20 protein-coding genes and 1 pseudogene are annotated in these 24,138 nt (G+C 65.6%); 10 read left to right on the forward strand and 11 right to left on the reverse strand.

Features of this window, described 5'->3' with window-relative positions; genetic code table 11:
* Positions 1-186: 186 nt before the first annotated feature.
* Positions 187-477, reverse strand: a pseudogene (locus tag ABIB99_RS28405) (HigA family addiction module antitoxin); the annotation flags it as partial.
* Positions 411-1,505: a tetratricopeptide repeat protein gene (locus tag ABIB99_RS28410; protein ID WP_084795304.1), complete on the reverse strand. Its 1,095-nt coding sequence runs from the start codon at positions 1,503-1,505 to the stop codon at positions 411-413. The gene ABIB99_RS28410 and the pseudogene ABIB99_RS28405, both read right to left, overlap by 67 nt.
* Positions 1,506-1,690: 185 nt before the next feature.
* Here ABIB99_RS28410 and ABIB99_RS28415 point away from each other — a divergent pair, with 185 nt between their 5' ends.
* Both ABIB99_RS28415 and ABIB99_RS28420 read left to right on the forward strand, forming a co-directional pair.
* Positions 1,691-3,181, forward strand: coding sequence for an amidohydrolase family protein (locus ABIB99_RS28415; protein ID WP_354178573.1), 1,491 nt, complete (start codon positions 1,691-1,693; stop codon positions 3,179-3,181).
* 4 nt (positions 3,182-3,185) lie between these two features.
* Complete coding sequence (locus ABIB99_RS28420; protein ID WP_063985472.1) at positions 3,186-4,115, forward strand: CobW family GTP-binding protein; 930 nt, start codon at positions 3,186-3,188, stop codon at positions 4,113-4,115.
* Positions 4,116-4,149: 34 nt separating this feature from the next.
* On the opposite strand, the gene ABIB99_RS28425 is transcribed toward ABIB99_RS28420, so the two are convergent.
* Complete coding sequence (locus tag ABIB99_RS28425) at positions 4,150-4,527, reverse strand: tautomerase family protein (RefSeq protein ID WP_063985471.1); 378 nt, start codon at positions 4,525-4,527, stop codon at positions 4,150-4,152.
* 171 nt (positions 4,528-4,698) lie between these two features.
* On the opposite strand from ABIB99_RS28425, the gene ABIB99_RS28430 reads away from it, so the two are divergent.
* Complete coding sequence (locus ABIB99_RS28430; protein ID WP_063985470.1) at positions 4,699-5,298, forward strand: TetR/AcrR family transcriptional regulator; 600 nt, start codon at positions 4,699-4,701, stop codon at positions 5,296-5,298.
* 142 nt (positions 5,299-5,440) lie between these two features.
* Here the strand turns inward: ABIB99_RS28430 and ABIB99_RS28435 are convergent, their stop codons facing one another.
* Positions 5,441-5,914 carry a hypothetical protein gene (locus tag ABIB99_RS28435; RefSeq protein WP_063985469.1) on the reverse strand — a complete coding sequence of 158 codons (474 nt, stop codon included), beginning with the start codon at positions 5,912-5,914 and terminating at the stop codon, positions 5,441-5,443.
* An 11-nt stretch (positions 5,915-5,925) separates the two neighbouring features.
* Positions 5,926-6,426, reverse strand: coding sequence for a hypothetical protein (locus tag ABIB99_RS28440; RefSeq protein ID WP_063985468.1), 501 nt, complete (start codon positions 6,424-6,426; stop codon positions 5,926-5,928).
* 294 nt (positions 6,427-6,720) lie between these two features.
* On the opposite strand from ABIB99_RS28440, the gene ABIB99_RS28445 reads away from it, so the two are divergent.
* From ABIB99_RS28445 to ABIB99_RS28455, 3 genes are all read left to right on the forward strand, one after another.
* Entirely contained in the window at positions 6,721-8,403 is a 1,683-nt protein-coding gene (locus ABIB99_RS28445) for a methyl-accepting chemotaxis protein (protein WP_063985467.1), read from the forward strand.
* Positions 8,404-8,597: 194 nt separating this feature from the next.
* Positions 8,598-11,900, forward strand: a complete 3,303-nt coding sequence (locus tag ABIB99_RS28450) for an acetyl-CoA carboxylase family protein (protein WP_063985466.1) — start codon at positions 8,598-8,600, stop codon at positions 11,898-11,900.
* Positions 11,901-11,995: 95 nt separating this feature from the next.
* Entirely contained in the window at positions 11,996-13,852 is a 1,857-nt protein-coding gene (locus tag ABIB99_RS28455; protein WP_208069487.1) for a sigma-54-dependent Fis family transcriptional regulator, read from the forward strand.
* Between the two features lie 206 nt (positions 13,853-14,058).
* Here the strand turns inward: ABIB99_RS28455 and ABIB99_RS28460 are convergent, their stop codons facing one another.
* Together ABIB99_RS28460 and ABIB99_RS28465 are read right to left on the reverse strand one after the other, a co-directional pair.
* Positions 14,059-14,613: a flavin reductase family protein gene (locus ABIB99_RS28460; protein ID WP_094183977.1), complete on the reverse strand. Its 555-nt coding sequence runs from the start codon at positions 14,611-14,613 to the stop codon at positions 14,059-14,061.
* 57 nt (positions 14,614-14,670) lie between these two features.
* Entirely contained in the window at positions 14,671-15,768 is a 1,098-nt protein-coding gene (locus tag ABIB99_RS28465; protein ID WP_354178736.1) for an LLM class flavin-dependent oxidoreductase, read from the reverse strand.
* A gap of 240 nt (positions 15,769-16,008) precedes the next feature.
* On the opposite strand from ABIB99_RS28465, the gene ABIB99_RS28470 reads away from it, so the two are divergent.
* From ABIB99_RS28470 to poxB, 3 genes are all read left to right on the forward strand, one after another.
* The gene (locus ABIB99_RS28470; protein ID WP_354178579.1) at positions 16,009-16,923 is read left to right on the forward strand and encodes a 2-dehydro-3-deoxygalactonokinase; all 915 of its coding nucleotides are present in this window, start codon (positions 16,009-16,011) and stop codon (positions 16,921-16,923) included.
* Between the two features lie 13 nt (positions 16,924-16,936).
* Positions 16,937-17,569, forward strand: a complete 633-nt coding sequence (locus tag ABIB99_RS28475; protein WP_354178581.1) for a 2-dehydro-3-deoxy-6-phosphogalactonate aldolase — start codon at positions 16,937-16,939, stop codon at positions 17,567-17,569.
* Between the two features lie 80 nt (positions 17,570-17,649).
* Positions 17,650-19,386 carry a ubiquinone-dependent pyruvate dehydrogenase gene (poxB, locus tag ABIB99_RS28480; protein ID WP_354178583.1) on the forward strand — a complete coding sequence of 579 codons (1,737 nt, stop codon included), beginning with the start codon at positions 17,650-17,652 and terminating at the stop codon, positions 19,384-19,386.
* Here poxB and ABIB99_RS28485 read toward each other — a convergent pair.
* Entirely contained in the window at positions 19,383-19,748 is a 366-nt protein-coding gene (locus ABIB99_RS28485) for a hypothetical protein (protein ID WP_038942774.1), read from the reverse strand. The two genes, poxB and ABIB99_RS28485, sit on opposite strands and share 4 nt — an antisense overlap.
* 68 nt (positions 19,749-19,816) lie before the next feature.
* The gene (locus tag ABIB99_RS28490; protein WP_071909644.1) at positions 19,817-20,725 is read right to left on the reverse strand and encodes a PaaI family thioesterase; all 909 of its coding nucleotides are present in this window, start codon (positions 20,723-20,725) and stop codon (positions 19,817-19,819) included.
* Between the two features lie 161 nt (positions 20,726-20,886).
* Between ABIB99_RS28490 and ABIB99_RS28495 the strand changes: the two genes are divergently transcribed.
* Entirely contained in the window at positions 20,887-21,204 is a 318-nt protein-coding gene (locus tag ABIB99_RS28495) for a hypothetical protein (RefSeq protein ID WP_028151536.1), read from the forward strand.
* A gap of 38 nt (positions 21,205-21,242) precedes the next feature.
* Here the strand turns inward: ABIB99_RS28495 and ABIB99_RS28500 are convergent, their stop codons facing one another.
* Positions 21,243-22,712 (reverse strand): amidase, encoded by a 1,470-nt coding sequence (locus tag ABIB99_RS28500; RefSeq protein ID WP_354178586.1) that lies wholly within the window; start codon positions 22,710-22,712, stop codon positions 21,243-21,245.
* A 109-nt stretch (positions 22,713-22,821) separates the two neighbouring features.
* Positions 22,822-23,943 (reverse strand): cyanuric acid amidohydrolase, encoded by a 1,122-nt coding sequence (gene atzD, locus ABIB99_RS28505; RefSeq protein ID WP_354178588.1) that lies wholly within the window; start codon positions 23,941-23,943, stop codon positions 22,822-22,824.
* Between the last annotated feature and the right edge of the window lie 195 nt (positions 23,944-24,138).

Here is a 24,138-nt window from a genome sequence, read left to right on the forward strand (position 1 = left end):
CAAGGTCGGTAGCTTCGACGCCAAGTCGCTAGCAAACATGTTGCAGGCGAAGGCGATCTCGGCGGAGTTAAAGGTGATCTTCTCGCCCAGGGCATACCATCGAACTCGGTGTTCTCTCTTCATAAGGATCTCGGCCATGCCGGTGTGCTCGTGGGTGTCGATAATCACGCCGACGGCCGTTTCCAGATCGAAGCGCGTCTGAATGTTCATCCAGAACGCAGCGCCAGTCTTGAAGAATTTTCCGAGCTGCAGCGCAGTATCGGCCGTGACGGGCTTTTCCTCGCGCGCAATGTGCCCGATCCGGGTGCGCGGCACGTTCAGGGCGGCCGCGATCGCGTAGGGTGTCAGTTTGAGCGGAACGAGAAATTCCTCGCGCAGGATTTTGCCGGTCGCTTTCTCCGCCTCTGCGATCACTGCGCCTGCAATCGCTTCAGGTCGGCAATGGCGGCACGATACTCTCGAAACGAGGTCGGGCATCCGTCTCGCGCGGCCGCAAACTCGTTCCGGGCCGCGACTGTGTCGTTGGCCTTGAGCTGAACAATCCCACCGTAATAGTGCGCCTCGCAGGTTTGATCTGAATTCCTGGCCGAAGCCAGGGCTGCGGCGGGAGTGATCCGGCCGACGAGCAATTCGCCAACGGTTCTCGGCCAATCCCTGAGCTGGCCCTTGTCGAGTGCAGCAGACAGCGCGATGCCCGCATCGGCAGATCGTCCCTGCATCCGCGCCACCGATCCCCAAATCACGCCGTAGCCATCGGGATCGGAAAACCGCGCCTCCCGGTCATAGTCCGAAGCGGCATCCCTGAAATCGCCTCTCCGATAGTACGCATCTCCCCGGGCCGCGTAGTAGTCAGTCGCGACGCGATCGGCCTCCGGACGACTCACCTCCTGGTCTTTGGCAAAGGTGGTGTTCTTGTCGGGTCCAAGCCTGATGGCATCGGTGAAATCCCGGATCGCCTCGTCCAGCCTGTCCTCGGACATATAAATCTGCCCGCGAATGAACCGGCTTGCGGCACCTGAGGGATCAAGATTGATGGCCTCGGTGAGAGAAGCGATTGCGCGTGTGGTGTCGCCCTTTTTGGCCAAGGTCAGTCCCAGCTCGTGATGAGCGTAGTTGTTCTTCGGGTTGAGCCTGACCGCCTCGGTGAAGTCGGCTTGAGCCGCATCCATGTTGCCGAGTGCAAAATTTCCGAAGCCATGCTTGAGCAATGCCATGGATCTTGCACCGGGAGGTAGTCTGGCGTCCTGGGAGAGGCTGCTGCACGCTGCCATCATGCGCGGGACATCGGTGCTGTCCTGACAATCGTTCAGGTCTTGTGGGGTGGCCGCAAACGCGCTTGCCGCCGAGACGACGATGAAGATGATCAAAGCTGCCCTGCAGCCGATGCGCAGGCCCTGATTTGACATTGCAGACATTTCGCCCCCTTGCACGACACACTTGGCCGATGATCCCGACGCAGGCAACGCGACCTGCCGCGACGGCAACCTTATAGCGATCTTTTCCATCGTTCTACCGGAGGCTTGTTGGTCCGTTGCCCTTCGGGCAAGACATGCCGCGAGGTCGCGAGCGCATGCAGCATCGGCATCAGTGGCGGTAGTCGTTCTCCCCAAAATCTGCACTATGCGCTCCGCGCCTCCGGAGCTGCTGCCGGGCCTTCGGAGGTTCTGGCAATAGCATGCGGAGTTTTGACATGAGCGGCTTGGTGATCTCTGGCGGCCGGGTGGTGGATCCCGCGAGCGGGATGGATGCCATTGGCGATGTGGCGGTGATGGACGGCAAGATCGCCGCGGTCGGCACGGGCCTCGGCGGCGCCGAGCAGGTGATCGACGCGACAGGGCTCGTGGTCGCGCCGGGCTTCATCGACCTCCACGCGCATGGCCAGTCGATCCCGGCCGACCGCATGCAGGCGTTCGACGGCGTGACGACGACGCTCGATCTCGAGGCCGGCGTGCTGCCGGTCGCCTCCTGGTATGAGCGCCAGGCGCGGAAGGGACGCGTGCTGAACTACGGCGCCGCCACCAACTGGGCCTTTGCGCGCATCGGTGCGATGACCGGCTCGAATGCGGAGAGCTCGCTGGAGGCGTTCGGCAACGCCATGCGCGATCGCCGCTGGATGGACAACGTGGCGAGCGATGCGGAGGTCGCCGGCATCCTCGAGCGTCTTTCGCGCGGCCTCAACGAAGGCGGCATCGGCATCGGCATCCTGAACGCCTATGCGCCGGGTGCCGGCGTGCAGGAGCTGACCGCGGTCTGCCAGCTCGCGGCGAGGCAGGACGTGCCGACCTTCACCCACGTCGCCTACATGTCGCGCGTCGACCCCGAAAGTGCGGCGGAAGCCTATATCCGCCTGATCGGCTATGCCGGCGCCACCGGCGCGCACATGCACATCTGCCATTTCAACTCGTCGAGCAAGACCGACATCGAGCGCTGCCGCGTGCTGGTCGAGAAGGCGCAGGCGCAGGGCTTGCCCATCACGGTCGAGGCCTATCCCTACGGCACCGGCTCGACCGTGCTGGCAGCGGCCTTCTTCAGTGATCCCCAGTTCGTCGAGCGCAACGGCACCGGTTATGACTCAGTGCAGCGCGTGACCGACGGTCACCGCTTCCGCGATCGCGAGGAGCTGCTGAAGGCGCAGGCCGAAGAGCCGTCCTCGCTGGTGCTCTGGCACATCCTCGATATCGACAATAATGCGCATCATCGCGATCTGCTCGATATGTCGGTGCTGTATCCCGGCGGCGCGATCGCGTCCGATGCGATGCCGTGGACGACGTCGGACGGCAAGACCTACACCGGCGATGCCTGGCCGTTGCCGGATGATGCCACCTCGCATCCGCGCTCGGCCGGCTGCTTCACGAAATTCATCCGCGAATGGGTGCGCGAGCGCAAGACCGTGTCGCTGCTGGAAGGCGTGCGCAAATGCGCGCTGATCCCCGCAGAGATCCTGTCGCAGAGCACGCCGGCGATGCGCGCCAAGGGCCGGCTCGCGATGGACGCCGATGCCGATATCGTCGTGTTCGACTACGAGAAGCTCTCGGACCGCGCGACCTTCACGGCGATGAACCGTCCGTCGGAAGGCGTGCGGCATCTGATCGTCAGCGGCCAGCCGCTGATCAGCGATGGTGTGCTGGACGTGGCAGCGCGGCCCGGCCGCCCCGTGCGCCGTCCCGTCGTCGAAGGCTGATCCCATGCCGGTCCCCATTCTCCTGGTGACGGGTTTTCTGGGGGCGGGCAAGACCACGGTCGTCAACCATCTGCTGGCGAACGCGGAGGGACGGCGTATCGCGGCAATCGTCAACGATTTCGGCGCGATCAACATTGACGCGGAGTTGATCGCGGGTGCGAGCGACGGCGTGGTCAGCCTCGCCAATGGCTGCATCTGCTGCTCGCTCGAAGGCGATCTCCTGCGCACGCTCTCGACGCTGCTTCGGCGCGATCCGAAGCCCGAATATATCGTCATCGAGACCAGCGGCGTCGCCGATCCCGCCGACATCGTCCGCAACCTGATGGACCCCGTGATCCTGCGCGAGGCGCCGCTGGAAACCGTGCTCTGCGTGATGGATGCGGCGACGCTGCCGGCGGCTCTGGATGATGCGCTGATGCGGTCGCAGCTGCGCGTCGCCGATATCGTGGCGCTGAGCAAGCTCGACCTGGCGGACGAGGGCGCAGGCGCCCGCATGCGCGAAGCCATCCGCGCGCAACGCGTCCCCGCCGTGGTGGTCGATGCCAGGCACGGCGAGATTCCGTCCGTGCTGCTGTTTCCCGCGGCTGTCAATCGTGCGCCCGCGCCGCGCGACCCTGGACCACGACGGCCGTCCGAGGAGCGCTTCGAGACGCTGAGCTGGACCTCGGACCAGCCGCTGTCGCTGCCGCGCCTGCAGCAGGCGATCGGCCGCCTGGCGCCAAAGCTTGCGCGCGCAAAAGGCCTGTTCGAGACCGTCGAGCAACCCGGGCGCCAGATGGTGTTTCAGTTCGCCGCCGGCCGCGCGACGCTCGCGCCCGGCGATGCGCCGGCACCGGGCGTGCCGCGCGCGCGGATCGTATTCATCGCCGAACTCGGCGTGCTCTCGAAGGCCGAGCTCGACGGGATCATGGAGGCGTGTATTGCGGGTGGGTGAAGCAAGCGATCACGCCAGAAGCACGCCCCTCACTTCACGCAAATTGCGCGATGCCGTTTCCGACGGACCAGTTCTCCGCGGGGGCGTCGAGCACGTTGACGAACACGTCCTCGGAGCGGATGCCCGGGTTTTCGCCGAGAAGCTCCGCGATCCGCCGGTACAGCGCCTTCTTCTGCTCCGCCGTGCGCGATGCGAACACAGTGATCTGGATCAGCACGGCGTCGTCGCTGCGTTTGACGCCATAGGCATTGCCGCAGCGGAAGTTCGAGGCGTCATGCTCGCTGATGGTCATGAACTCGTCGCCCTCGGGCACGTTCAGCGCCTCGCGCATGGCGAGGTACAAACCATCGAGGATCGCCTGCCGATAGGCTTCCGGTTTGCCGGCGCGCATCGAGATGTGAAGGAGAGGCATGGGCGGGTCCCTTTTGGCATGCGGGCCCGATCGGCCAGGGCGCACGCAAGCGCCGGCCGTTGGGCCCATTGACGGAACGGGCTATCAATCCCAATTAGTTTTTGACACGATGTCGAGAAAACACGTTATTGACGTCGTGTCAAATACTTTTGCCGGGCAGAGGAGCAGGATTTGAGGCCGCGCGAGTTCGACCACGACGACGTCCTGCGTATCGCGTTCGACCAGTTCTGGCGCAAGGGCGTGCGCGGCACGTCGCTGTCGGACATCGCGCGCGATGCCGGTGTTCAGCGCGGCAGCCTCTACAATGCCTTCGGCAGCAAGGAGGCGCTGTTCCTCCAGGCCTATGAGCGTTATGCGGGCGATTATCTCCTCGCCCTGCAAAAGGCGCTCGGCGCGGGCTCATTGCGAAAACGCCTCACCGCGTTTTTCGACCTGACCATCACCAACTTCCGCTCGGGCTCGCCACCGCGGGGATGTCCGACCACGCGCGGATTGATGGAGCTCGGCGCGGCCGAAGGGGAGGGCTTGGATGAAGACGCGCGTCAGGCCTTTGCGGGCCTCATCTCGCGCATCACCATGCTGGTTCAAGAGACGTTGGCGGCAGGCGCAGAGCGCGGCGAGTTCAATGGCAATCCCGCGGCCGCAGCGCTGCACATCATCACGGTGACGCGCGGCCTTGGCGTGCTCGAACGTGCCTTCGGCGACGAGCCGCAGCTGCGCAAGATCGCGGCTCACACCATCGATCTCGTGCTCGGCAAGAAGGGCGGTTAGGTCAGGCCGCAAAACGACGACCCCAGCGGTGGTGATCCCTGGGGCCGTCTGGAGGTTTTATGGAGGGCATCGAGCACTGCGTCTCCATGAGGACGTTGATAGCGCAAGGTCGCTTGAGATGCGACTAGAACCCATCAAAGCGTCAGCACAAGGCAAGCGCGTTGACGGCCCGCGTTGTCGCGATCTCGTTCTCGTTCCCGACGAACTGGCAAACGATGGATTCGAGTTCGCCCGGCTGGTTGCGGCGCGCGACCGCCAGCAGTCGCATCAATTCCGCCTCGTCCTGCGAGAGGCGCCGGCACGAGGGCGGCATGAAGCACAGTTCGCACGGCCGGCCGCTGCGCAGGATCCTGACGAGCGCAGCAGCACGCGCCACCAGCAGCGGACTGTCGGCGATGCCCGACGCCTCGTCGGCGAAGCGATAGGCCGCTTCCCAGCAATCGGAGGCGCCGGTCGTATAGGCCGCTCCGATGAATCGGAACAGCGACAGCGCAACGCGGGAAAATTCATCGTAGCTCTCGACGCAGGGACGCGCCGCAAGCGCGGCCTGGAGCGGACAGAGCCGCGGCTGGCCGGCTGTTTCGACTGGCGCAGAACCACACGTATCGTGGAGCATGAACGATCCCGTCAGTGCAGCGTGGGACTTCCGACCAGCCAGCTCTTCATCGCCATCGTCCGGTCATGGTCGAAAGACTGAACGTGTCGGTCGGGCAGAATGAGGCCGGCCATGCGGAAGATCGTTGCAAGCCCCTGCACGGGCGCGAGAGCCCAATCGGCACCGACCGGCGGCAGCCAGCTCTCGAACTGCTCGCGCGCGACGTCGATGCGTTCCTGCTGTGCCGCGGCGATCGCCCGCAAGATTCCATGCTCGCTGTCGGACATCTTCGGACAGGTCGGGCAATGAACTTCGATGGCCGTATGCGCCGTGCAAGCGAAGATCTCGATGATGGATTCCAGCGACGGCACGGCGTCGCCGACGCGAAAGTGGTCGTACACTTGCTGGATATCGGCCGCGGTCGGAACGGCGCTTCCGCTGCGTGCCTTGGCCCGAAATCCCCAGATGAAGAGCCGCTCCGCCGCGCACAGCGCGGGAAGGTCGAGGGACTTGCCATATGTCGATTGATGCATTGAGCCTCTGGCCTTTGCAGCTCACGCCACAGCTGGCGCTGATGATCTGCGCCGATCGTTCCGCCAGAGCCGACCGCAAGTCAACGCTTGGAGCGGCGATATCGAGGTCTTCTAGATCTAAAGAGCCGGGATCCCGGATGCAGCCAAGCCTCGCCGGCCTGCCAAGCCGCACGCAGTACGCCGGCGGCCACCGACGCAATTTTGCGGCGATTTGGGGAACCCGAATGCTTAAAGCTTCGCTAAGGGGTGCGGGATAAACTGGCATATCAGACCTTCCAATTCTTGCGAGCACCGATGTTTTTCTCCCGCATCAGTTTCAAGCTGGTCCTGATTGTCGGCATCAGCCTCCTCGGCATGATCGCTCTTGCGCCGATCGCGCTCTCGACCCTGCGCGCGCAGATGATCGCCGACCGCCAGGCCAAGACGCAGCACATGGTCGATGTCGGCTACGGCATCCTGGCGCACTATCAGACGCTCGAGAGCGAGGGGAAGCTGCCGCGCGAGCAGGCGCAGGCCGCCGCGATCGCAACGATCAAGAGCCTGCGTTATGACAAGGTCGAGTATTTCTGGATCAACGACATGGCCCCCAAGATGGTCATGCACCCGATCAAGCCCGAGCTCGACGGCAAGGATCTCTCTGGCATGAAGGACCCTGCCGGCAACGCGCTGTTCATGGGTTTCGTTGACGTCGTCAACAAGCAGGGCGCCGGCTTCTACAGCTATCTCTGGCCGAAGCCGGGCTTCGAGCAGCCGGTCGGAAAAATCTCCTATGTGAAGGGCTTTGCGCCCTGGGGATGGATCATCGGTACCGGCATTTATCTCGACGACGTCGATGCCGTTTTTCGCCAGAATGCGACGACATTCGCCTACATTTGTCTGGCCGTCCTGGTCCTGGTGCTGGCCTGCTCCTTCGTGATCGGCCGCAGCGTGACCCGGCCGCTCGCGAACATCACCGCGCTGACCGAGCGGCTCGCCGCCGGCGACAGCGCGTTCGAGGTGCCCTACACCGGCCGCAGCGACGAGGTCGGCGGGCTCGCCAAGGCGCTTGCCGTGTTCAAGGACAATGCGTCGGCGGTGAGCCGCATGCATGCCGAGCAGCAGGAGACCAAGCAGAGGGCCGACGACGAGAAACGCAAGACGATGGCCGATCTCGCCGGCAAGTTCGAGGCGAGCGTTCAGGCCGTCGTCCGCGACGTCTTCACCGAGGCGCGCGCGATGCAGCAGGCCGCGCAAGGCATGTCGGAGACCGCGAACAAGGCGACAGACCGCGCAAGCTTCGTCGCGACCGCCTGCCAGCAGGCGTCGAGCAATGTGCAGACAGTGGCGTCCGCCGCCGGCCAGCTGTCGTCCTCGATCACCGAGATCAGCCAGCGTGTCGCGCAGGCTGCAAACGTGGCCGACAAGGCGGCCGCGGACGGTCAGCGCACCAACGACACCGTGCAGGGGCTGGCCGTCGCCGCGCACAAGATCGGCGAGGTCATCGACCTCATCAACCAGATCGCCTCGCAGACCAACCTGCTCGCGCTCAACGCCACCATCGAAGCGGCGCGCGCCGGCGAGGCCGGCAGGGGATTTGCCGTGGTCGCGAGCGAGGTGAAATCGCTGGCGAGCCAGACCGCGAAGGCGACCGACGAGATCGGCGCGCAGATCACCGCGATCCAGGCCGAGACCAACCAGGTTGTCGGCAACATCGAGAGCATCCGCAAGACCATCATGGAGGTCAACGAGATCTCCTCGTCGATCGCCGCCGCTGTCGAGGAGCAGGGCGCCGCGACGCAGGCGATCGCCCACAGCGTGCAGGAGGCGGCGTCCGGCACCGACCAGGTCTCGCAGAACATCTCCGGTGTCACCGACGCCACGGCGGAAACGGGCCAGGCCGCGGGCCTCGTGCTGCAATCGAGCGGCCGGCTGTCGCAGAAGCTGCAATCACTGGAGAACGAGGTCAGCACCTTCGTTGCGGGCGTGCGGGCGGCCTGACATCGCGTTCATACTATCTGCCGTGACGCGGACTCTCCGCCTCGTCACGGCGCGCGCGGGCAATTGATATTCCGGCCCGCGGGACCGGTCACCGCGACCGGCTTTCCCGCCCTTGACGGCTGCGGTTAAAGTGAAGAAGCAGGATCATCGAACCTGCCGACCCGCGCCTCGGCCCGCGGGCATGGAGACGCCGCATGTCGTTCAAGAAACTCCTGATCGCCAACCGTGGCGAGATCGCCATCCGCATCGCGCGCGCGGCGGCCGATGCCGGCATCGCGACGGTCGCGATCCATCCGGCCGATGACGCGCTGTCGCTGCACGCGCGTGTTGCCGACGAGGCGGTCGAAATCCCCGGCCGCGGCGCACGGGCCTATCTCGATATCGAAGCGGTGGTGAAGGCGGCGAAGAGCGCCGGCTGCGACGCGGTGCATCCCGGTTATGGCTTCCTCAGCGAGAACGCCGCGTTCGCCAAGGCTTGCGCGGATGCGGGCATCGCCTTCGTCGGGCCGAAGCCGGCCGCGCTTGAACTGTTCGGCGACAAGGTCGCGGCGCGGCAACTGGCGAAGCGTTGCGGCGTGCCGATCATCGCCGGCACCAGCGGGCCTTCGTCGCTGGAGGAGATCACGGCATTCTTCGAATCCCTCGGCAAGGGCGCGGCGATCGTGATCAAGGCGATGGCCGGTGGCGGCGGCCGCGGCATGCGTGTCGTGGAGAATGCCGCCGATCTCGCGGCAGCTTATGCGCGCTGCCAATCCGAGGCCAAGGCGGCGTTCGGCTTCGACGGCGTCTATGCCGAGCGCCTGATCCGCCAGGCCCGCCACATCGAGGTGCAGATCATCGGCGATCGCCATGGCGCGATCTCCCATCTCTGGGAGCGCGAATGCACCATCCAGCGCAGGCACCAGAAGCTGATCGAGGTGGCGCCGAGCCCGTCGCTCAGCGACGCCTTGCGCGGCCGCATCATCGAGGCTGCGAGGCAGCTCGCGACCGCGGCGGCTTACGACAATCTCGGCACCTTCGAGTTCCTGGTCGACGGCACGGCCGAGGACAGCTTTGCGTTCATCGAGGCCAATCCGCGGCTTCAGGTCGAGCACACCGTGACGGAGGAAGTGCTCGGTCTCGACCTCGTCCGGGCCCAGCTTGCGGTCGCCGCCGGCGCAACATTGGCCTCCCTTGGTTTGGCACAGGGCTCCATCCCAAAGCCGCGCGGCTACGCCATGCAGCTCCGCGTCAACATGGAGACGCTGGACGAGCTGGGGGCGACGCATCCGACCGGCGGCGTGCTCGCCGTGTTCGAGCCGCCGTCGGGGCCCGGCGTCCGCGTCGATAGTTTTGGTTATGCCAGCTATAAAACCAGCGCGGCGTTCGACTCCCTGCTGGCCAAGGTCATCGTGCACACGCCGGGCGAAGCCTGGCACGACGTCGTGGCAAAAGCCTCGCGCGCCTTGCGCGAGTTCAGGATCGACGGTGTCGTCACTAACATCGCCTTCCTCCAGGCCGTGCTCGCACATCCCGATTTCAGGACCAACCGCATTGCGACCGATTTCATCGATCGCAACATCGCAAAGCTGGTCGAGGCGGCCGATGGCGCGGCAAAGCCGCTCTATTTTGCCGCGACCGAGCGAAGCGGCCATGGCGCCGAGACGCACGTCGTGCAGATCGTGCCCGAAGGCGCGGTGATGGTCGCAGCGCCCTTGCAGGGAACCATCGTCACCATCCAGGTGAAGGAAGGCGAGATCGTGCGCCCGGGCCAGCAGCTCGCCGTGATCGAATCCATGAAGATGGAGCATCTGGTCATGGCCGAGCAGGGCGGCCGCGTCATGAAGCTCGTGGCCGCCGATGGCGTTACCCTGATGCATGGCGAACCGATCATGTATCTGGAGCCGCTCGACGTCGCGGCCGATGCGTCGGCAGCGGAAGCCGATGTCGATCTCGACCACATCCGCCCTGATCTTGCCGAGATGATCGCGCGCCAGGCCAATACGCTCGATGCCAACCGACCGGCCTCGGTCGAGCGCCGCCGCAACACCAACCAGCGCACCGCGCGCGAGAACGTCGCGCAGCTCGTCGACGACGGCTCGTTCATGGAATATGGCAGCCTTGCGATTGCAGCGCAGCGGCGCCGCCGTAAGCTCGACGATCTCATCAAGAGCACACCGGCCGACGGCCTCGTGATGGGTGTTGCGACGGTGAATGCCGACAAGTTCGGCGCCGAGGGCGGCCGCTGCATCGTCGTGGCCTATGACTACACCGTGCTCGCGGGCACACAGGGCCACATGAACCACAAGAAGATCGACCGCATGCTGACGCTTGCGGAAGACTGGCGCGTGCCGCTGGTGTTCTATGCCGAAGGCGGCGGCGGCCGGCCCGGCGACACCGACCGGCTCGGTATGACCGGCCTCGACGGCCCGTCCTTCGTCCAGTTCGCAAGGCTCTCCGGCCTCGTGCCGGTTATCGGCGTGGTCTCCGGCTATTGCTTCGCCGGCAACGCCGCGATGCTCGGCTGCTGCGACGTCATCATTGCCACCAGGAACGCCTCGATCGGCATGGGCGGTCCGGCGATGATCGAAGGCGGCGGTCTCGGCGTCTATCACCCGGCCGAGGTCGGCCCGGTCTCCTTCCAGTCACCGAACGGCGTGATCGACATCCTCGTCGAGGACGAGGAGGAGGCGACGCGGGTGGCGCAAAAATACCTGTCCTATTTCCAGGGCGCGGTGACGGAGTGGCAAGCGGCCGACCAGCGCCTGCTTCGTCGTGCGATCCCGGAGAACCGCCTGCGCGTCTATGACATCCGCAGCGTGATCGATCTCGTCGCCGACAAGGATTCCGTGTTGGAGCTGCGCCGCGACTACGGCGTCGGCATGATCACCGCGCTGATCCGCATCGAGGGCAAGCCGTTCGGTCTGATCGCCAACAATCCACGCCATCTCGGCGGCGCGATCGATGCCGACGCCGGCGACAAGGCCGCGCGCTTCCTCCAGCTCTGCGATGCCTTCGATCTGCCGATCGTCTCGCTCTGCGATACGCCCGGCTTCATGGTCGGCCCGGAGGCCGAGAAGACCGCGATCGTGCGCCACGTCTCGCGCATGTTCGTGACAGGTGCGAGCCTTACCGTACCGCTGTTCGGCATCGTGCTGCGCAAGGGCTATGGTCTCGGCGCGCAGTCGATGATCGGCGGCGGCTTCCACGCCTCCTTCTTCACCGCGGCCTGGCCGACCGGCGAATTCGGCGGCATGGGCCTGGAGGGGTATGTCCGCCTCGGCTTCCGCAAGGAGATGGAGGCGATCGCCGACCCCGAGGAGCGCGAGACCTATTATCGGAACAAGGTCGCCGAGCTCTATGCCAACGGCAAGGCGGTCTCGATCGCCTCGGTGTTCGAGATCGACAACGTCATCGACCCCGCCGAGACGCGGCGCTGGATCATGGCGGGCGTGCGCTCGGTGCCGAGGCCGCCCGCGAGGACGAAGAAGAAGCGACCCTGCATCGATACGTGGTGAGCGCAGTGCAGCAATAGCTGCGTCCCGGTTCCCGATTGACATCCCCGCCTGTGCTGCCAGACTTTGCACAATAATGCAGGGTGGAGACGTCCGCGATGGCCAGCCTTTCGGCCTCGAACCATGTCGCCCGTGTCTTGTCCGTCGCCAACCACGTGGCCGACGTCGATGCCTCGTCGCGGATCGCCAATTCCTGGCGGCGCTGCGTAATCAGCCACAAGCTCGATCCCGCGCGCCAGGGCCCGCCGCAGACGCTGACCGAGGCCGAGATCCGGCACGTCGCCGAACCGATGGAGGAGACGATCCGGCTCGCGATGCCCGAGCTCGACGATCTCGCCCGGGTGCTGCGCGAGGCCGGCTACTGCGTCAATCTGGCTGATACGAACGCGACCATGCTGTTCAGCCGCCTGCCGGGGGAAGCCGACGCAAAGATGTTCTTGGACTGGAAGATCTACACCGGCTCGAATTTCGCCGAGACCTTCGAGGGCACCAACGGGCTCGGCACCGCGCTTGCCGAAGAGAAGCCCATCCTGGTGCATCGCGACGAGCATTTCCGCGCGCAGTGGCACATGTTCTCCTGCGCCGTGGCGCCGTTGTTCGATCAGGCCGGCCGGCTCGCCGGTGCCGTGAACATCACCTCGTGCCGCGAGGATCTCGAACGCGCCGCGCATCAGCTCGCGCTCGCGGTGACGATGGAGGCGACGCGGCGGATGGAGGGCGCGATCTTCCGCGGCCATTTCCGCAACGCCTGGATCGCCACCGTGCCGGGCGACGGCGGCAGCGGCCTGCTTGCCTATGACGACGATCGCCGCATCGTCGGCGCCTGCCGTTCGGCGCGCGCGCTGCTGGGCCTCACAGACGGCTTGATCGCATCGGGCATCGATCTGTCGCGCTATATCAAGTTCGATCATCACGCGGCGCGTGGTGCGGACGAGGTCGTCGAACTGCGCCGCGCCGACGGCAGCGCGCTCGGGCAGGGACATGTCGCGCCGCCGCTGCGGGCGAGGCCGTCCACTCAGCGTCGTGACGTTGCCGTCGATCGTTTCGATTCGCTGCATCGGCTCGCAGGTCGCGATCCCGGCCTGATCAAAAGCGTCAAACGGCTGCGGAGCATCGGCGACCACAATCTGCCGGTGCTGCTGCATGGCGAGACCGGCGTCGGCAAGGACGTGTTCGCGCGCGCCATTCACGCGGCGAGCAACCGCGCCCGCAACCATTATGTCGCGCTGAACTGCGCGGCGATGCCGGAGAGCCTGATCGACGCCGAGCTGTTCGGCTATGAGGCCGGCGCCTTCACCGGCGCGCGCCGCGACGGCTCGAAGGGGCTCATCGTGCAGGCCGACGGCGGCACGCTGTTTCTCGACGAGATCGGCGACATGCCGATCGCGCTGCAGACGCGCCTCTTGCGCGTGCTCGAAAACCGCGAGGTCTGGCCGCTCGGCGCGCTCAAGCCGGTGCCGGTCGACATCCGCCTGATCAGCGCGACTCATCGCGATCTCAGCCGCATGGCGGAGGAGGGCGCCTTCCGCGCCGATCTCTACTTCCGCCTGCGCGGCATGGAGGTGCGACTGCCGGCGTTGCGCGAGCGCGCCGACAGAGACGATATCATCCGCCAGATCGCGCGCGAGGAGGCGCCGGATTGCCGCCTGTCGGACGAGGCCTGGGCGTTGCTCTCGGCCTATCCCTATCCCGGCAACATGCGCCAGCTCCGCCACGTGCTGCGGCTTGCCGGCTGCACGGCGGAGGACGGCGTCATCATGGATGCCGATCTCGATCTGCCTCCGTTCGGTGGGAGGATGGCAGCGCCCGATCTCGCAGCGGCCGAGCGCGCGACGATCGTCGAGGCGCTACGCAAGCATGGCGGCCGCGTCACCGAGGCGGCGCGTGCACTGAAGCTCAGTCGTGCCACGCTGTATCGGAAGATCAAGCAGTTGAAGATCGAGACGGCGCAGTAGCGTTCAGTCGCATGCGGCGAACTCTCTTCCCCTATCCCCTTGTGGGAGAGGGTGGATCGCCGCGTAGCGGCGAGACGGGTGAGGGGTCTGCCTCCGCGGATTCACCTCGCCATTTGCGTGCGCGGAAAGATACCCCTCATCCGGCGCTTCGCGCCACCTTCTCCCACAAGGGGAGAAGGAAGGGGCACCGAGACTAGGGCGCGCTCTTACGAAAAATCGCTCCAGCTCAGATGCCGCGAATCGAGGTCGCCGACTGAAACGGTGCCGCGGATTTCGTGAGGGACGTGGAAGCTGCTACGCAGATACACCAGCGGCGCGGCCTCGTCGGAATGCGTGACGCCACGCACCTCGCCGACGAAGATCGAATGCGTCTTGGTTTCGAATTCCTGCGCCAGCACGCAGTCGAACGCGGCGACCGCATCGGTCAGCACCGGTGCGCCGGTCACCCCGCGCGTCCACTGCCCGAACGCAAATCGGTCGTCGCCGTTGACGCCCTTCTGGCCGCTGAAGGTGAGCGCGAGCACGGCGTGGTCCTCGTGCAAGAAGTTGATCGCGAAGGCGCCTTCCTCGCGGATGCGCGCATGTGCGCTGGCGTTGCGGTTGACGCAGACGATCAGGGACGGCGGATTGTCCGATAGCGAGCAGGCTGATGTCACCGTCAGCCCGGTGCGCTTGCCGTGCTCGGCGCCAACCGTGACCAGCGCAACCGCGCCGGCACATTGGCGCATTGCCAGTTTGAAATCCTTCGCGTCGACGCTCACGCCGAAATCTCCGAAACGGGGGCGGGTGCGACACGATTGCGCCGCACCCGCCGCGCGTCAAGCGGCCTTCTTTGCGGAGCCGAGATGCTTCAGGCGCGGCATCACCTCTTTGCTGAGCAGCGAGAGCGAATGGCGCCAGGGCTCCGGCTTGTGCTTGTAGTCGAAGCCGAACACCAGCAGCACGCCAAAGCCGCCGACCTCGTCGTAGATCTTCTCGATCTTCTCGGCGACGGTTGCGGGCGAGCCGACGATCCAGTTCCGCTTGGCGCAATATTCGACGGTGACGTCGCTATCGGGCACGTCGGGCGCGTGCTTCAAATAGTCCTTGAAGCCGAAATGGCCGAGCAGCGGCAGGAAGTACTCGCCCATCATCCGGCCCATCATGTCGCCGGTCGAGAGCTTCCAGGCCTCCTCGTCGGTGTCGGCGACGAACACCTCACGTACGAGGCGCCAATCCGCGCGGTTCGGCTTGCGGCCGGTCTTGGCGGCGCCGATCTCGACCGAATCCCAATGGCTGCCGACATAGGCCGGATTGAGGTTGAGGCTCATCGGAATGAAGCCGCGCTCGCCGGCGAGCTTCAGCGTGTCCGAGTTCTTCGAGAGCCCGGCAACGCCGATCGGCGGATGCGGGGCCTGGAGCGGCTTGATGTGGGGCTTGAGGAAGTCGAACATCGTGTCCGGCTTGGTCACCGTCCAGAACTTGCCCTTGTAGGTGAAGGGCGCGGGATCGGACCACAGCTTCAGGATGATCTCCAGCGCCTCGCGGGTCATGTCGCGGTTCTGTCCGCTCATGCCGTCGACGTTGAACATCGCCCAGTCGCTCGGCAGGCCCGAAGCTGCGACGCCGAAATTGAGCCGACCCTCGGAGAGATGGTCGAGCATTGCGACGCGGTTGGCGAGCTCGGCCGGATGGTGATAGGGCAGCAGGAAGCCGCCCGGCCCGATGCGGATATTCTTGGTCTGCATCAGCGCCTGCGCGATCAGGAGGTCCGGCGTGGGATTGGGTTCCCAGGGCGCGGTGTGGTGCTCGCCGACCCAGGCCTCCTGATAGCCGAGCTCATCGAGCCAGCGCATGACTTGCAGGTCCCAGTCGTTTCCTTCCTTCAGGCCGCACTCCGGCGGATGCGAAGGCATCGTGAAATAGCCGATCTCCATGGGTTTCCTCATCTGATGTTGACGCGTCTTGTTGCGCGTTCCTGGACGTGAACAGGACAGCTTTAGCAAGCGGTGTGCCACCGCATCGCAAGCCGTGTGCCAGCGCGGCGAGCGCCTCAGACCCGCGAAAAATCGCTGGTTTGAGGCGGCAATAGCCGATATCCCGGGGCTGATTTGCGAGCGTCCGTCTCATTGTCGCGAGACGGCGTCTTGCCGGTGAGACCAAGGATACCCGTTGAGATGAGCGAACCCGCCTATGTCGCGGTGGACTGGGGCACCAGTAGCTTCCGCCTCTGGCTGATCGACCGTGCCGGCAAGGTGCTGGCTGAACGTCGCAGCGATGAGGGCATGCTGGCCGCGGCCAAGGCCGGCTTTGCCGGCGTGCTGCAGTCGCATCTCAAGGCAGTCGAGGCCCCAGCCCAGCTGCCGGTGCTTGTCTGCGGCATGGCCGGCGCCAAGACCGGCTGGGTCGAGGCCGGCTACGTTGACACGCCTGCGCCGCTCTCTGCCGTGCTGAAGCAGGCCGCGCTTGTGCCCGGCGAGACGCACGATATTCGCATCCTGCCCGGCATCGCGCAGCGCGATACCAGGGCGCCGGACGTGATGCGCGGCGAGGAGACGCAGCTGCTTGGCGCACTCGGTCTCGAGGCCGCAGGCGAAGCGCTGGTCTGCATGCCCGGCACGCATTCGAAATGGGTGCGCGTGAAGGACGGCACGGTCGCGCATTTCTCCACCTTCATGACCGGCGAGCTCTTCAGCGTGGTCTCGCGCGAGACGATCTTGTCGCTCGCGGTCGCCGGTGCCGATGACGCCGAGGATGTCGCGAGCTTCAAGGCGGCCGTGAAAGCCGCGTATGAAGCGCCGGCCTTCGCGGCCAACCTTCTGTTCACAGCGCGGTCCCGGCAGCTCCTGTTCGGCGGCACGCCGGCCGCCGCGCGCGAGACGCTGTCGGGCACGTTGATCGGTGCGGAGCTGGCGGCAGGGCTCTCCGGCACTGTGCCGAAAGCGGGCATCACGCTGATTGCCTCCGGGCGGCTCGCAATGCTGTACCGGCTGGCCTTCGATGCGCTGTCGGTCACCGTGCAGCCGATCGATGCCGATGAAGCCGTTCGCCGCGGCCTGTCGATGGCGGCTGCCGCGATCTGGACGAAATGAGAGGAATCTTGAGATGAGCGTTCCGTTTCCGCCGATGCAGCGTCCGCTGGTCGCGATCCTGCGTGGTGTGAAGCCCGAGGAGACCGAGGCGATCGTCGGCGTGCTGATCGAGGCCGGCATGACCGCGATCGAGATCCCCCTGAATTCGCCGGAGCCGTTCCGCTCGATCGCGACTGCCGCGAAGCTCGCGCCGGCCGGAGTCCTGATCGGCGCCGGCACGGTGCTGGTCGCCGCAGATGTCGATCGTCTCAATGACGTCGGCGGCAAGTTGATGGTCTCGCCGAATGTGGATACGCAGGTGCTCACGCGTGCACATCAGTACGCCATGGTGACGTTGCCGGGCGTGTTCTCGCCGACCGAGGCGCTGCTCGCGGCGCGCTCCGGCGCATCTGGCCTGAAATTCTTTCCGGCCAGCGTGCTCGGCGCGTCCGGTATTGCCGCAATCCGCGCCGTGCTGCCGGCGGGTGTGATGATTGCCGCCGTCGGCGGCGTCTCCGACCAGAATTTTGCCGAGTACATGAAGGGCGGCGTGACCGCTTTCGGGCTCGGCTCCAGCCTCTACAAGCCCGGCATGACGGCCGCCGATGTCGCCGCTCGCGCAAAGGTGACAATCGCGGCCTACGATCGGGCGATTGCGAAAGACTGACGCAGCAATAAACAAGCCGTGATCTCGTCATAGCCGCGCTTTATCCTATCTTGCTGCACCAGCGAGATCAGGAGACTGACATGGCGATCAACAACGTGGCCGATCTGTTCGTGGCAACACTCGAACAGGCCGGCGTCAAGCGCATCTACGGCATCGTCGGCGACAGTCTGAACGCTTTCACCGAGGCGCTGCGCCGCCGCGGCACCATCGAATGGATTCATGTCCGCCACGAGGAGGTGGCGGCCTTCGCGGCTGCCGGCGAAGCCGAGATGACCGGAAGCCTTGCAGTGTGCGCAGGCTCCTGCGGCCCGGGCAATCTGCACCTGATCAACGGCCTGTTCGATGCGCATCGCAGTCGCGTCCCCGTGCTTGCGATCGCGGCGCAGATCCCTTCGGCGGAAATCGGCGGCGGCTATTTCCAGGAAACCCATCCGCAAAACCTGTTCAGGGAGTGCAGCCATTATTGCGAGCTGGTGTCGGATGCGAGCCAGCTGCCTTACGTGATCGAGAACGCCATCCGCGCGGCCGTAGGCCTGCGCGGCGTCGCCGTGATCGCCATGCCCGGCGACGTCGCGTTCCGCAGCCCGCCCAAGCGCGCGCTGTCGTCGACGCGCGGGCTCGCGCTGTCGGCGCCGAAGGTTGTGCCGCAGGTCGACGAGCTGAAGGCGCTCGCGGACCTCCTGAACAGCGCCGAACGCATCACCCTGTTCTGCGGCCGCGGCTGTGCGGGTGCGCACGCGCCGCTGATGCAGCTGGCAGAAGCGCTGAAGAGCCCGATCGTGCATGCACTCGGCGGCAAGGAGCATGTCGAGTACGATAACCCCTACGACGTCGGCATGACCGGCTTCATCGGCTTCTCCTCTGGCTACGCCGCCATGCACGCCTGCGACGCGCTGGTGATGCTCGGCACCGATTTCCCTTACAAGCAGTTCTTCCCCACCGATGCGCAGGTCGCGCAGATCGACATCCGCCCTGAAAATCTGGGACGGCGGTGCAAGATCGATCTCGGCCTCGTCGGCGACGTCAAGCTGACCATCGAGGCACTGCTGCCGCTGCTCAAGACCAAGACGCAGCGGAGGCATCTCGACGACGCCATCGCACACTACAAGAAAGCGCGCGAAGGGCTCGACTCGCTTGCGAAGGGGACACCGGGCAGCAAGCCGATCCATCCGCAATATCTGGCAAAAGTCATCAGCGACCATGCCTCTGATGACGCCGTCTTCACCGCCGATGTCGGCACGCCCACGGTGTGGGCCGCGCGCTATCTCGACATGAATGGCCGCCGCCGGCTGATCGGCTCGTTCGTGCACGGCTCGATGGCCAACGCCATGCCGCAGGCGATCGGCGCGCAGGCCTCGCAGCCCGGCCGCCAGATCATCTCGCTCTCCGGCGACGGCGGCTTCACCATGCTGATGGGTGACCTCATCACGCTGACCCAGATGAAGCTGCCGGTGAAGGTCGTGGTCTTCAACAACGGCGTGCTCGGCTTCGTTGCGCTGGAGATGAAGGCGGCCGGGTTCGTCGACACCAATGTCGATCTCGAGAATCCCGATTTCGCGGCGATGGCGCGCGCGATGGGCATTTTCGCCAAACGCGTCGAGGACCCCGGCGAGCTTCCGGGGGCCGTGAAGGAGATGCTGGCCCATGACGGACCCGCGCTGCTCGACGTCGTCACGGCGAAGCAGGAGCTGTCGATGCCGCCGACCATCACGCCCGAGCAGATCAAGGGTTTTAGCCTCTGGGTGCTGCGCGCGGTGATGAACGGTCGTGGCGACGAGGTGCTCGATCTCGCGAAGACCAACCTGTTGCCGCGCTAGCCCCGCTTGACCGAAGGCGCGGGCAGCCGCTCGTGGCGGTGCTGGAAGCGCTGCCAGTGCAGCACGATGCCGATCAGCAGGGCCGGCACGAAGCCGAGTGCGATCAGGAAATACGGCAGCTGCGTCGGCGAGATGAACGCAATGGCGATATCGGAGATCAGCCAGAGCGCTGCGAACATCACCGCGAAATCGGTGCGCGGGCAGCGCAAATAATAGAACACGGCGGTGATGACGATGGCGGGCCCGATCGCGATGCCGATCATCACCGCGGTCAGCTCCTTTGGCGTCAGCGCGTCGAGCACCATCGACGCCAGCAGCCAGAGCGCGGCGAACATGGCGATGATGTCGAGCGGATGCCGCAATCCAATACCTCTCGCAGGAACCGCGCTATCGTTGTGGCCGGAACTCCGGTCGTCAAGGGAAAATACGCCTATTCCTCGTCACTTCCGGGCGTTGGCCGCAGCATGAAATGGCCGAAAGCGGTGGCGATCGGCTTGTTCGCATCGTCCTGCCAGGCCCGCGCCTCGAAGGCGACGATACGCCGGCCCTGTTTCACGATCGAGACATTGGCGACGGTATCGAGGGCACGTCCGGAACGCAGATAGTTGACGGTGAGTCCGATCGGCTTGGGCAGCGCCGCGATGCCGAGCTCGCGCCTCACGCCGAGGATCGCGGAGGTCTCGAGGAAGGCACCGGTCATGCCACCATGGATCGCGGGCAGGATCGGGTTGCCGATGATCTGCGGCGAGAACGGCATCGTCAGCGTGCCATCGTTATTGACGCGAATGCCGAGGCAGCGCGCGAACGGGCTGTTGGCGAACGGGCCGTCCGGGTCGTCGGGCGCCTCCAGCGTCGGGATGCTGCGCGAGTCCATCCTGCGGTCCGCGAGCATGTTGGTGCGATTGGCGCCGATCATGAAGCAGGCGGTCGCGGTTGCGACCGGATCGTCCTCGGAGTCCTGATAGGCGGTGGAGCGCACGAAGGCGATCGAGCGCGTGGTGCGGTAGCAGACCGAATGCGCCTTGATGTCGAGGCCCGGCGTCGCCGGCTTCTGATAATCGATGCGCAGATCCAGGGTTGCGATCGCGCGCGTGCCGTCGAGTGCAAGTTGCACCGCCATGCCGCAGCTCTCGTCCAGCATCGCGGTGACGACGCCGCCATGCAGCACGCCGGTCTCGGTGTCGCCGACGAAGACCGGACGATAGGGCAGGCTGGACCAGGCCTCGGCGGGCGCGAAGCGGTCGAGCTGGAGCCCGCTGATATGGCCGTAGTCGGAACGGCGGCCCTTGATCGCCTCGGCGAGTTCCTCGAACGGCAGCGTGGTGGGTGAAGTGGACATGACGACGTTCTAGACCAGTGTCGGTCGCCGCGCAAAACCCCGAAAGGGGCTCATTAGGCAGGTCTGCAGGCAGGTCTGTCCGGGCCGGTTTGGCCTCGACATGGTGTGCCGAAGCAACGATGGTGGGCGCTTCGTCCGTCGACTAGCCCCAAGGAGTGCCCATGGCCGACCCCGAAACACCCGCCACCAATCAGGGGCCCGTGACCATTTCGAGCTCCAGCTCGGAACGGGCACCGATCATCTATTTCGACGGCGCATCCTGCTTCGGACACCACAACGGCGCGATCCAGATCGAGCTCGCCGCGAACCTGCTGATGCCGGTCGGTGCCGCCGTCAGGGTCGACGTGGTCCAGACCGCGCACTTGCGTTGCAGCGTGGCCGCAGCGCTGGCGCTGCGCGAGGCGCTCGACAAGGCGCTGGCGATGTACAGGCAAGGGCAGCAGCAGCCGGCGGAGGTGATCCCGACGGTGAAGAACTGAGATCGCGGGCGATCGCTTTTGAATGCGATCGCAATCTCTCAGCCCACATGCACCTTCGGCTTCTTGCCGCCGTTCCACTTGCCGTCGAGCGCGCGCTCGATCTGGGCGGCGAGCTGCAGCAGCAGGCCGTCATTGGCCTGCTTGGCGATGGCCTGGATGCCGAGGGGGAGGCCGTGGTCTTGCTCTGCCATCGGCATCGAGATCGCCGGCATGCCGCAGAGATTGGCGAGCGGCGTGAAGGCGAAGAAGCGCCAGAGATTGCCGAACCAGTCGAGGACGTCAGGATTTTCGGAGATGGTGAGATATTCCCTGGTGCCGACCTTCGGCGTCGGCAACGCGGTGATCGGCGTCAGGATCACGTCCCACTGCTCGAAGAACGCGCCGAAGCCGCGCGAGGTCGTGTTGAACACGCCTTGCATCTTCGCCCGCTCGGCGAAGCTCGCGTGCCGACCGGCTTCCCAGATCCTGATGTTCATGGGCTCGATGAGATCTTCCGGCGGCTTTTCCAGCCCGCGCGCGGCGAGCATGTTGGAGATCACCACGGCAAAATTGCTGATGTAGCAGGTGGTCTGCGCCGCGAACGCGGCGCGGAAGTCGAGCTCGGGCAGCGCGTATTCGACGTGATGGCCGAGGCCTTCGAGGAAGCGACCGGTTTTCTCCAGCTCGGCGGCGATCTCCGGCGTCGCAGTGTAGTCGCCCCAGGTGTGCGACAGCGCGATGCGAAGCTTTGACGGGTCGCGCTTGATCATCTCGGAATAGGGCTGCGCCGTGGTCCAGAACGGCATGAACTCGCCGGGTGCAGGCCCGCGCGCGTGATCGACGAAGGCGGCGGTGTCGCGCACCGAGCGCGATTGACAGCCCTGGATCGAGACGAGACCGGTGAGGTCGGACATGTGCGGGGCCAGCGAGAACACGCCGCGCGACACTTTCAGCCCGATATTGCCGTTGACGCCGGCGGGAATGCGGATCGAGCCGCCACCGTCGGTCGCATGCGCGATCGGGACGACGCCGGCCGCGACCATCGCCGCGCTGCCCGCCGACGAGCCGCAGGTGGTGTAGTCGGTATTCCAGGGATTGCGCGTCACGTAGACGGCGGGATTGTCGGCCGAGCTGCACACGCCGAATTCCGGCGTCGTGGTTCGTCCGATCAGGTTGAGGCCTGCCTGGCGGAATTTACCGGTGAGGAACGTGTCGGCCGCGGCGCGATTGCCGCGCATCAGCAGCGAGCCCATTTCCTGGAGCCGTCCCTTCATGGTCGGTCCGAGGTCCTTCATCAGGAAGGGCAAGCCGGCGAACGGGCCGGCGAGATTGGCGCCGTCCTTGGCCGGATCGGCGATCACGTCCTCGAACAGCTCGACCACGCCCGACAGTGCCGGATTGACCTTGGCCACGCCCGCCGCGGCCTGGCGCGCCAGCTCCTTCGCCGTCAGCTCGCCCTTGCGGACGCGGGCCGCCAGTCCGACGCCATCGTGCTGCGCCCATTCGTTCCAGCTCATCGGCAAAGTCATGAAGTCCAAATCCCCGTGGGTAGCGGCGTCACCTTTTTCGCAAGGTCCCGCGTGAATCAACTGAGCCGGCGCGAAGGGCAGGGTTGCGCCGGGCGGAGAGGTCGCCGCGTCAATAAGACAGCCGCGCGATCACCGCAACCGGGCCGCCGCCGGCCGGCCCCTGATGCTCGGCACCGCCGGAGACATAGACCGCGCCGGTGCCGGCGAGGCCGGCGATCAGGCCGCCGACGGCTGCGCGGGCGTGGCGCGTCGAGCTGATGTCGGTATCCTCCAGCATGGTGTGGCGGAAGCCGCGCACGCTGCCATCAGGCGAGGCCTCGGCCTTGGCGAAGATATTGACGAGCTCGCGGTCCTCGGTGGCTAGCGGCGCGACGCCAAGCCCAACACCAAGGCCAACACATTTCAACGCCGACACCACCGCCGGAGCATCGATCGCATCGTTCATCACGGCGTGGCCGATCTCGAACTCGCTAGCTGAAGACGCCGAGTTGCCGAGCACGATGATGACGTTGTGCATCAGCTCGATCCCAGACGAGGTGGACGCAACCGACGAGAACAGATCGTAGCGCCGTAGCACATCGTCGTCGCGAACATCGGAAGCGATCTCGCCGAGCGCGACCGCGACCCCAAGCGCGGAGGCGCCGCGCGAATAGGCCATCGAGCTGTAGGCGCTGGTCGTGGCCGTCTTGCTGCCGCGCGCGTTTGCTGCTTCGACGCGGTCGCTGGTGAGCAGCGGGCATTTGATCTGCACGAAATGGACGTCGGCGGGATCGGTGATGCCGGCATCCGCCATCGCGGCAGTCACCGCCTTGGCCGTTTCCATGATCTGTGCGGAGCGGCCGATCTCTTCGGGGAGGAAGTCCCGCGTGTGCGCCATGCCGATGCTCAAGCGCTTGCCGGACATGCCTGCCGGGCGCTCAGCCTGGCGCCGCGTGAACACCGTGATATGCGGGCTGAGCACGCCTTCGGTGCCACCCGACATCACGAAGGCGATGCGCTGCTCGACCGCCTCTGCCGAAAGGCCGAGTTCTGGCGCCAGCGCGGTGCACAACGCAGCAACGGCATACTCCCGCGTAAAATCGTTGACGCCGCCATTGCCTTCGGTCTTGCCGAGGATGGCCAAAATCGTTGTCGGGTCGATCGCGCCGGAGCCGATCATGGCCATGAGGCCGGAGACGTCGCCGGGGCCGGTGGTGGCGACCCTGAAGACGCCGACCGATGCTGTCCGCATTGCAGTCCTCGTGTGGAGTTCGGTGGTCCGGCGGGTCAACCAGCCGTGGAACGGACGCGCATGTCAAGGCACAAGCGGGGCGCAGGCACCCACGAATGTGGCGAGATCGCATCCGGTTCAACAAAAAAATCCTCTGTCGACGGTTGCGCGCCGCACCTTGATGAATCAACCTCGGTTGGTCCATAAGCGGCGTCC

The sequence above is a fragment of the Bradyrhizobium sp. LA6.1 genome, from assembly GCF_040547805.1.
GTDB classification, from domain to species: domain Bacteria; phylum Pseudomonadota; class Alphaproteobacteria; order Rhizobiales; family Xanthobacteraceae; genus Bradyrhizobium; species Bradyrhizobium barranii.

Coding starts and splice junctions, on each gene's coding strand:
- ABIB99_RS28410 (WP_084795304.1), bottom strand. CDS start 1,505: ATGGAAAAGATCGCTATAAGGTTGCCGTCGCGGCAGGTCGCGTTGCCT.
- ABIB99_RS28415 (WP_354178573.1), top strand. CDS start 1,691: ATGAGCGGCTTGGTGATCTCTGGCGGCCGGGTGGTGGATCCCGCGAGC.
- ABIB99_RS28420 (WP_063985472.1), top strand. CDS start 3,186: ATGCCGGTCCCCATTCTCCTGGTGACGGGTTTTCTGGGGGCGGGCAAG.
- ABIB99_RS28425 (WP_063985471.1), bottom strand. CDS start 4,527: ATGCCTCTCCTTCACATCTCGATGCGCGCCGGCAAACCGGAAGCCTAT.
- ABIB99_RS28435 (WP_063985469.1), bottom strand. CDS start 5,914: ATGCTCCACGATACGTGTGGTTCTGCGCCAGTCGAAACAGCCGGCCAG.
- ABIB99_RS28440 (WP_063985468.1), bottom strand. CDS start 6,426: ATGCATCAATCGACATATGGCAAGTCCCTCGACCTTCCCGCGCTGTGC.
- ABIB99_RS28445 (WP_063985467.1), top strand. CDS start 6,721: ATGTTTTTCTCCCGCATCAGTTTCAAGCTGGTCCTGATTGTCGGCATC.
- ABIB99_RS28450 (WP_063985466.1), top strand. CDS start 8,598: ATGTCGTTCAAGAAACTCCTGATCGCCAACCGTGGCGAGATCGCCATC.
- ABIB99_RS28455 (WP_208069487.1), top strand. CDS start 11,996: ATGGCCAGCCTTTCGGCCTCGAACCATGTCGCCCGTGTCTTGTCCGTC.
- ABIB99_RS28465 (WP_354178736.1), bottom strand. CDS start 15,768: ATGGAGATCGGCTATTTCACGATGCCTTCGCATCCGCCGGAGTGCGGC.
- ABIB99_RS28470 (WP_354178579.1), top strand. CDS start 16,009: ATGAGCGAACCCGCCTATGTCGCGGTGGACTGGGGCACCAGTAGCTTC.
- ABIB99_RS28475 (WP_354178581.1), top strand. CDS start 16,937: ATGAGCGTTCCGTTTCCGCCGATGCAGCGTCCGCTGGTCGCGATCCTG.
- poxB (WP_354178583.1), top strand. CDS start 17,650: ATGGCGATCAACAACGTGGCCGATCTGTTCGTGGCAACACTCGAACAG.
- ABIB99_RS28490 (WP_071909644.1), bottom strand. CDS start 20,725: ATGTCCACTTCACCCACCACGCTGCCGTTCGAGGAACTCGCCGAGGCG.
- ABIB99_RS28495 (WP_028151536.1), top strand. CDS start 20,887: ATGGCCGACCCCGAAACACCCGCCACCAATCAGGGGCCCGTGACCATT.
- ABIB99_RS28500 (WP_354178586.1), bottom strand. CDS start 22,712: ATGACTTTGCCGATGAGCTGGAACGAATGGGCGCAGCACGATGGCGTC.
- atzD (WP_354178588.1), bottom strand. CDS start 23,943: ATGCGGACAGCATCGGTCGGCGTCTTCAGGGTCGCCACCACCGGCCCC.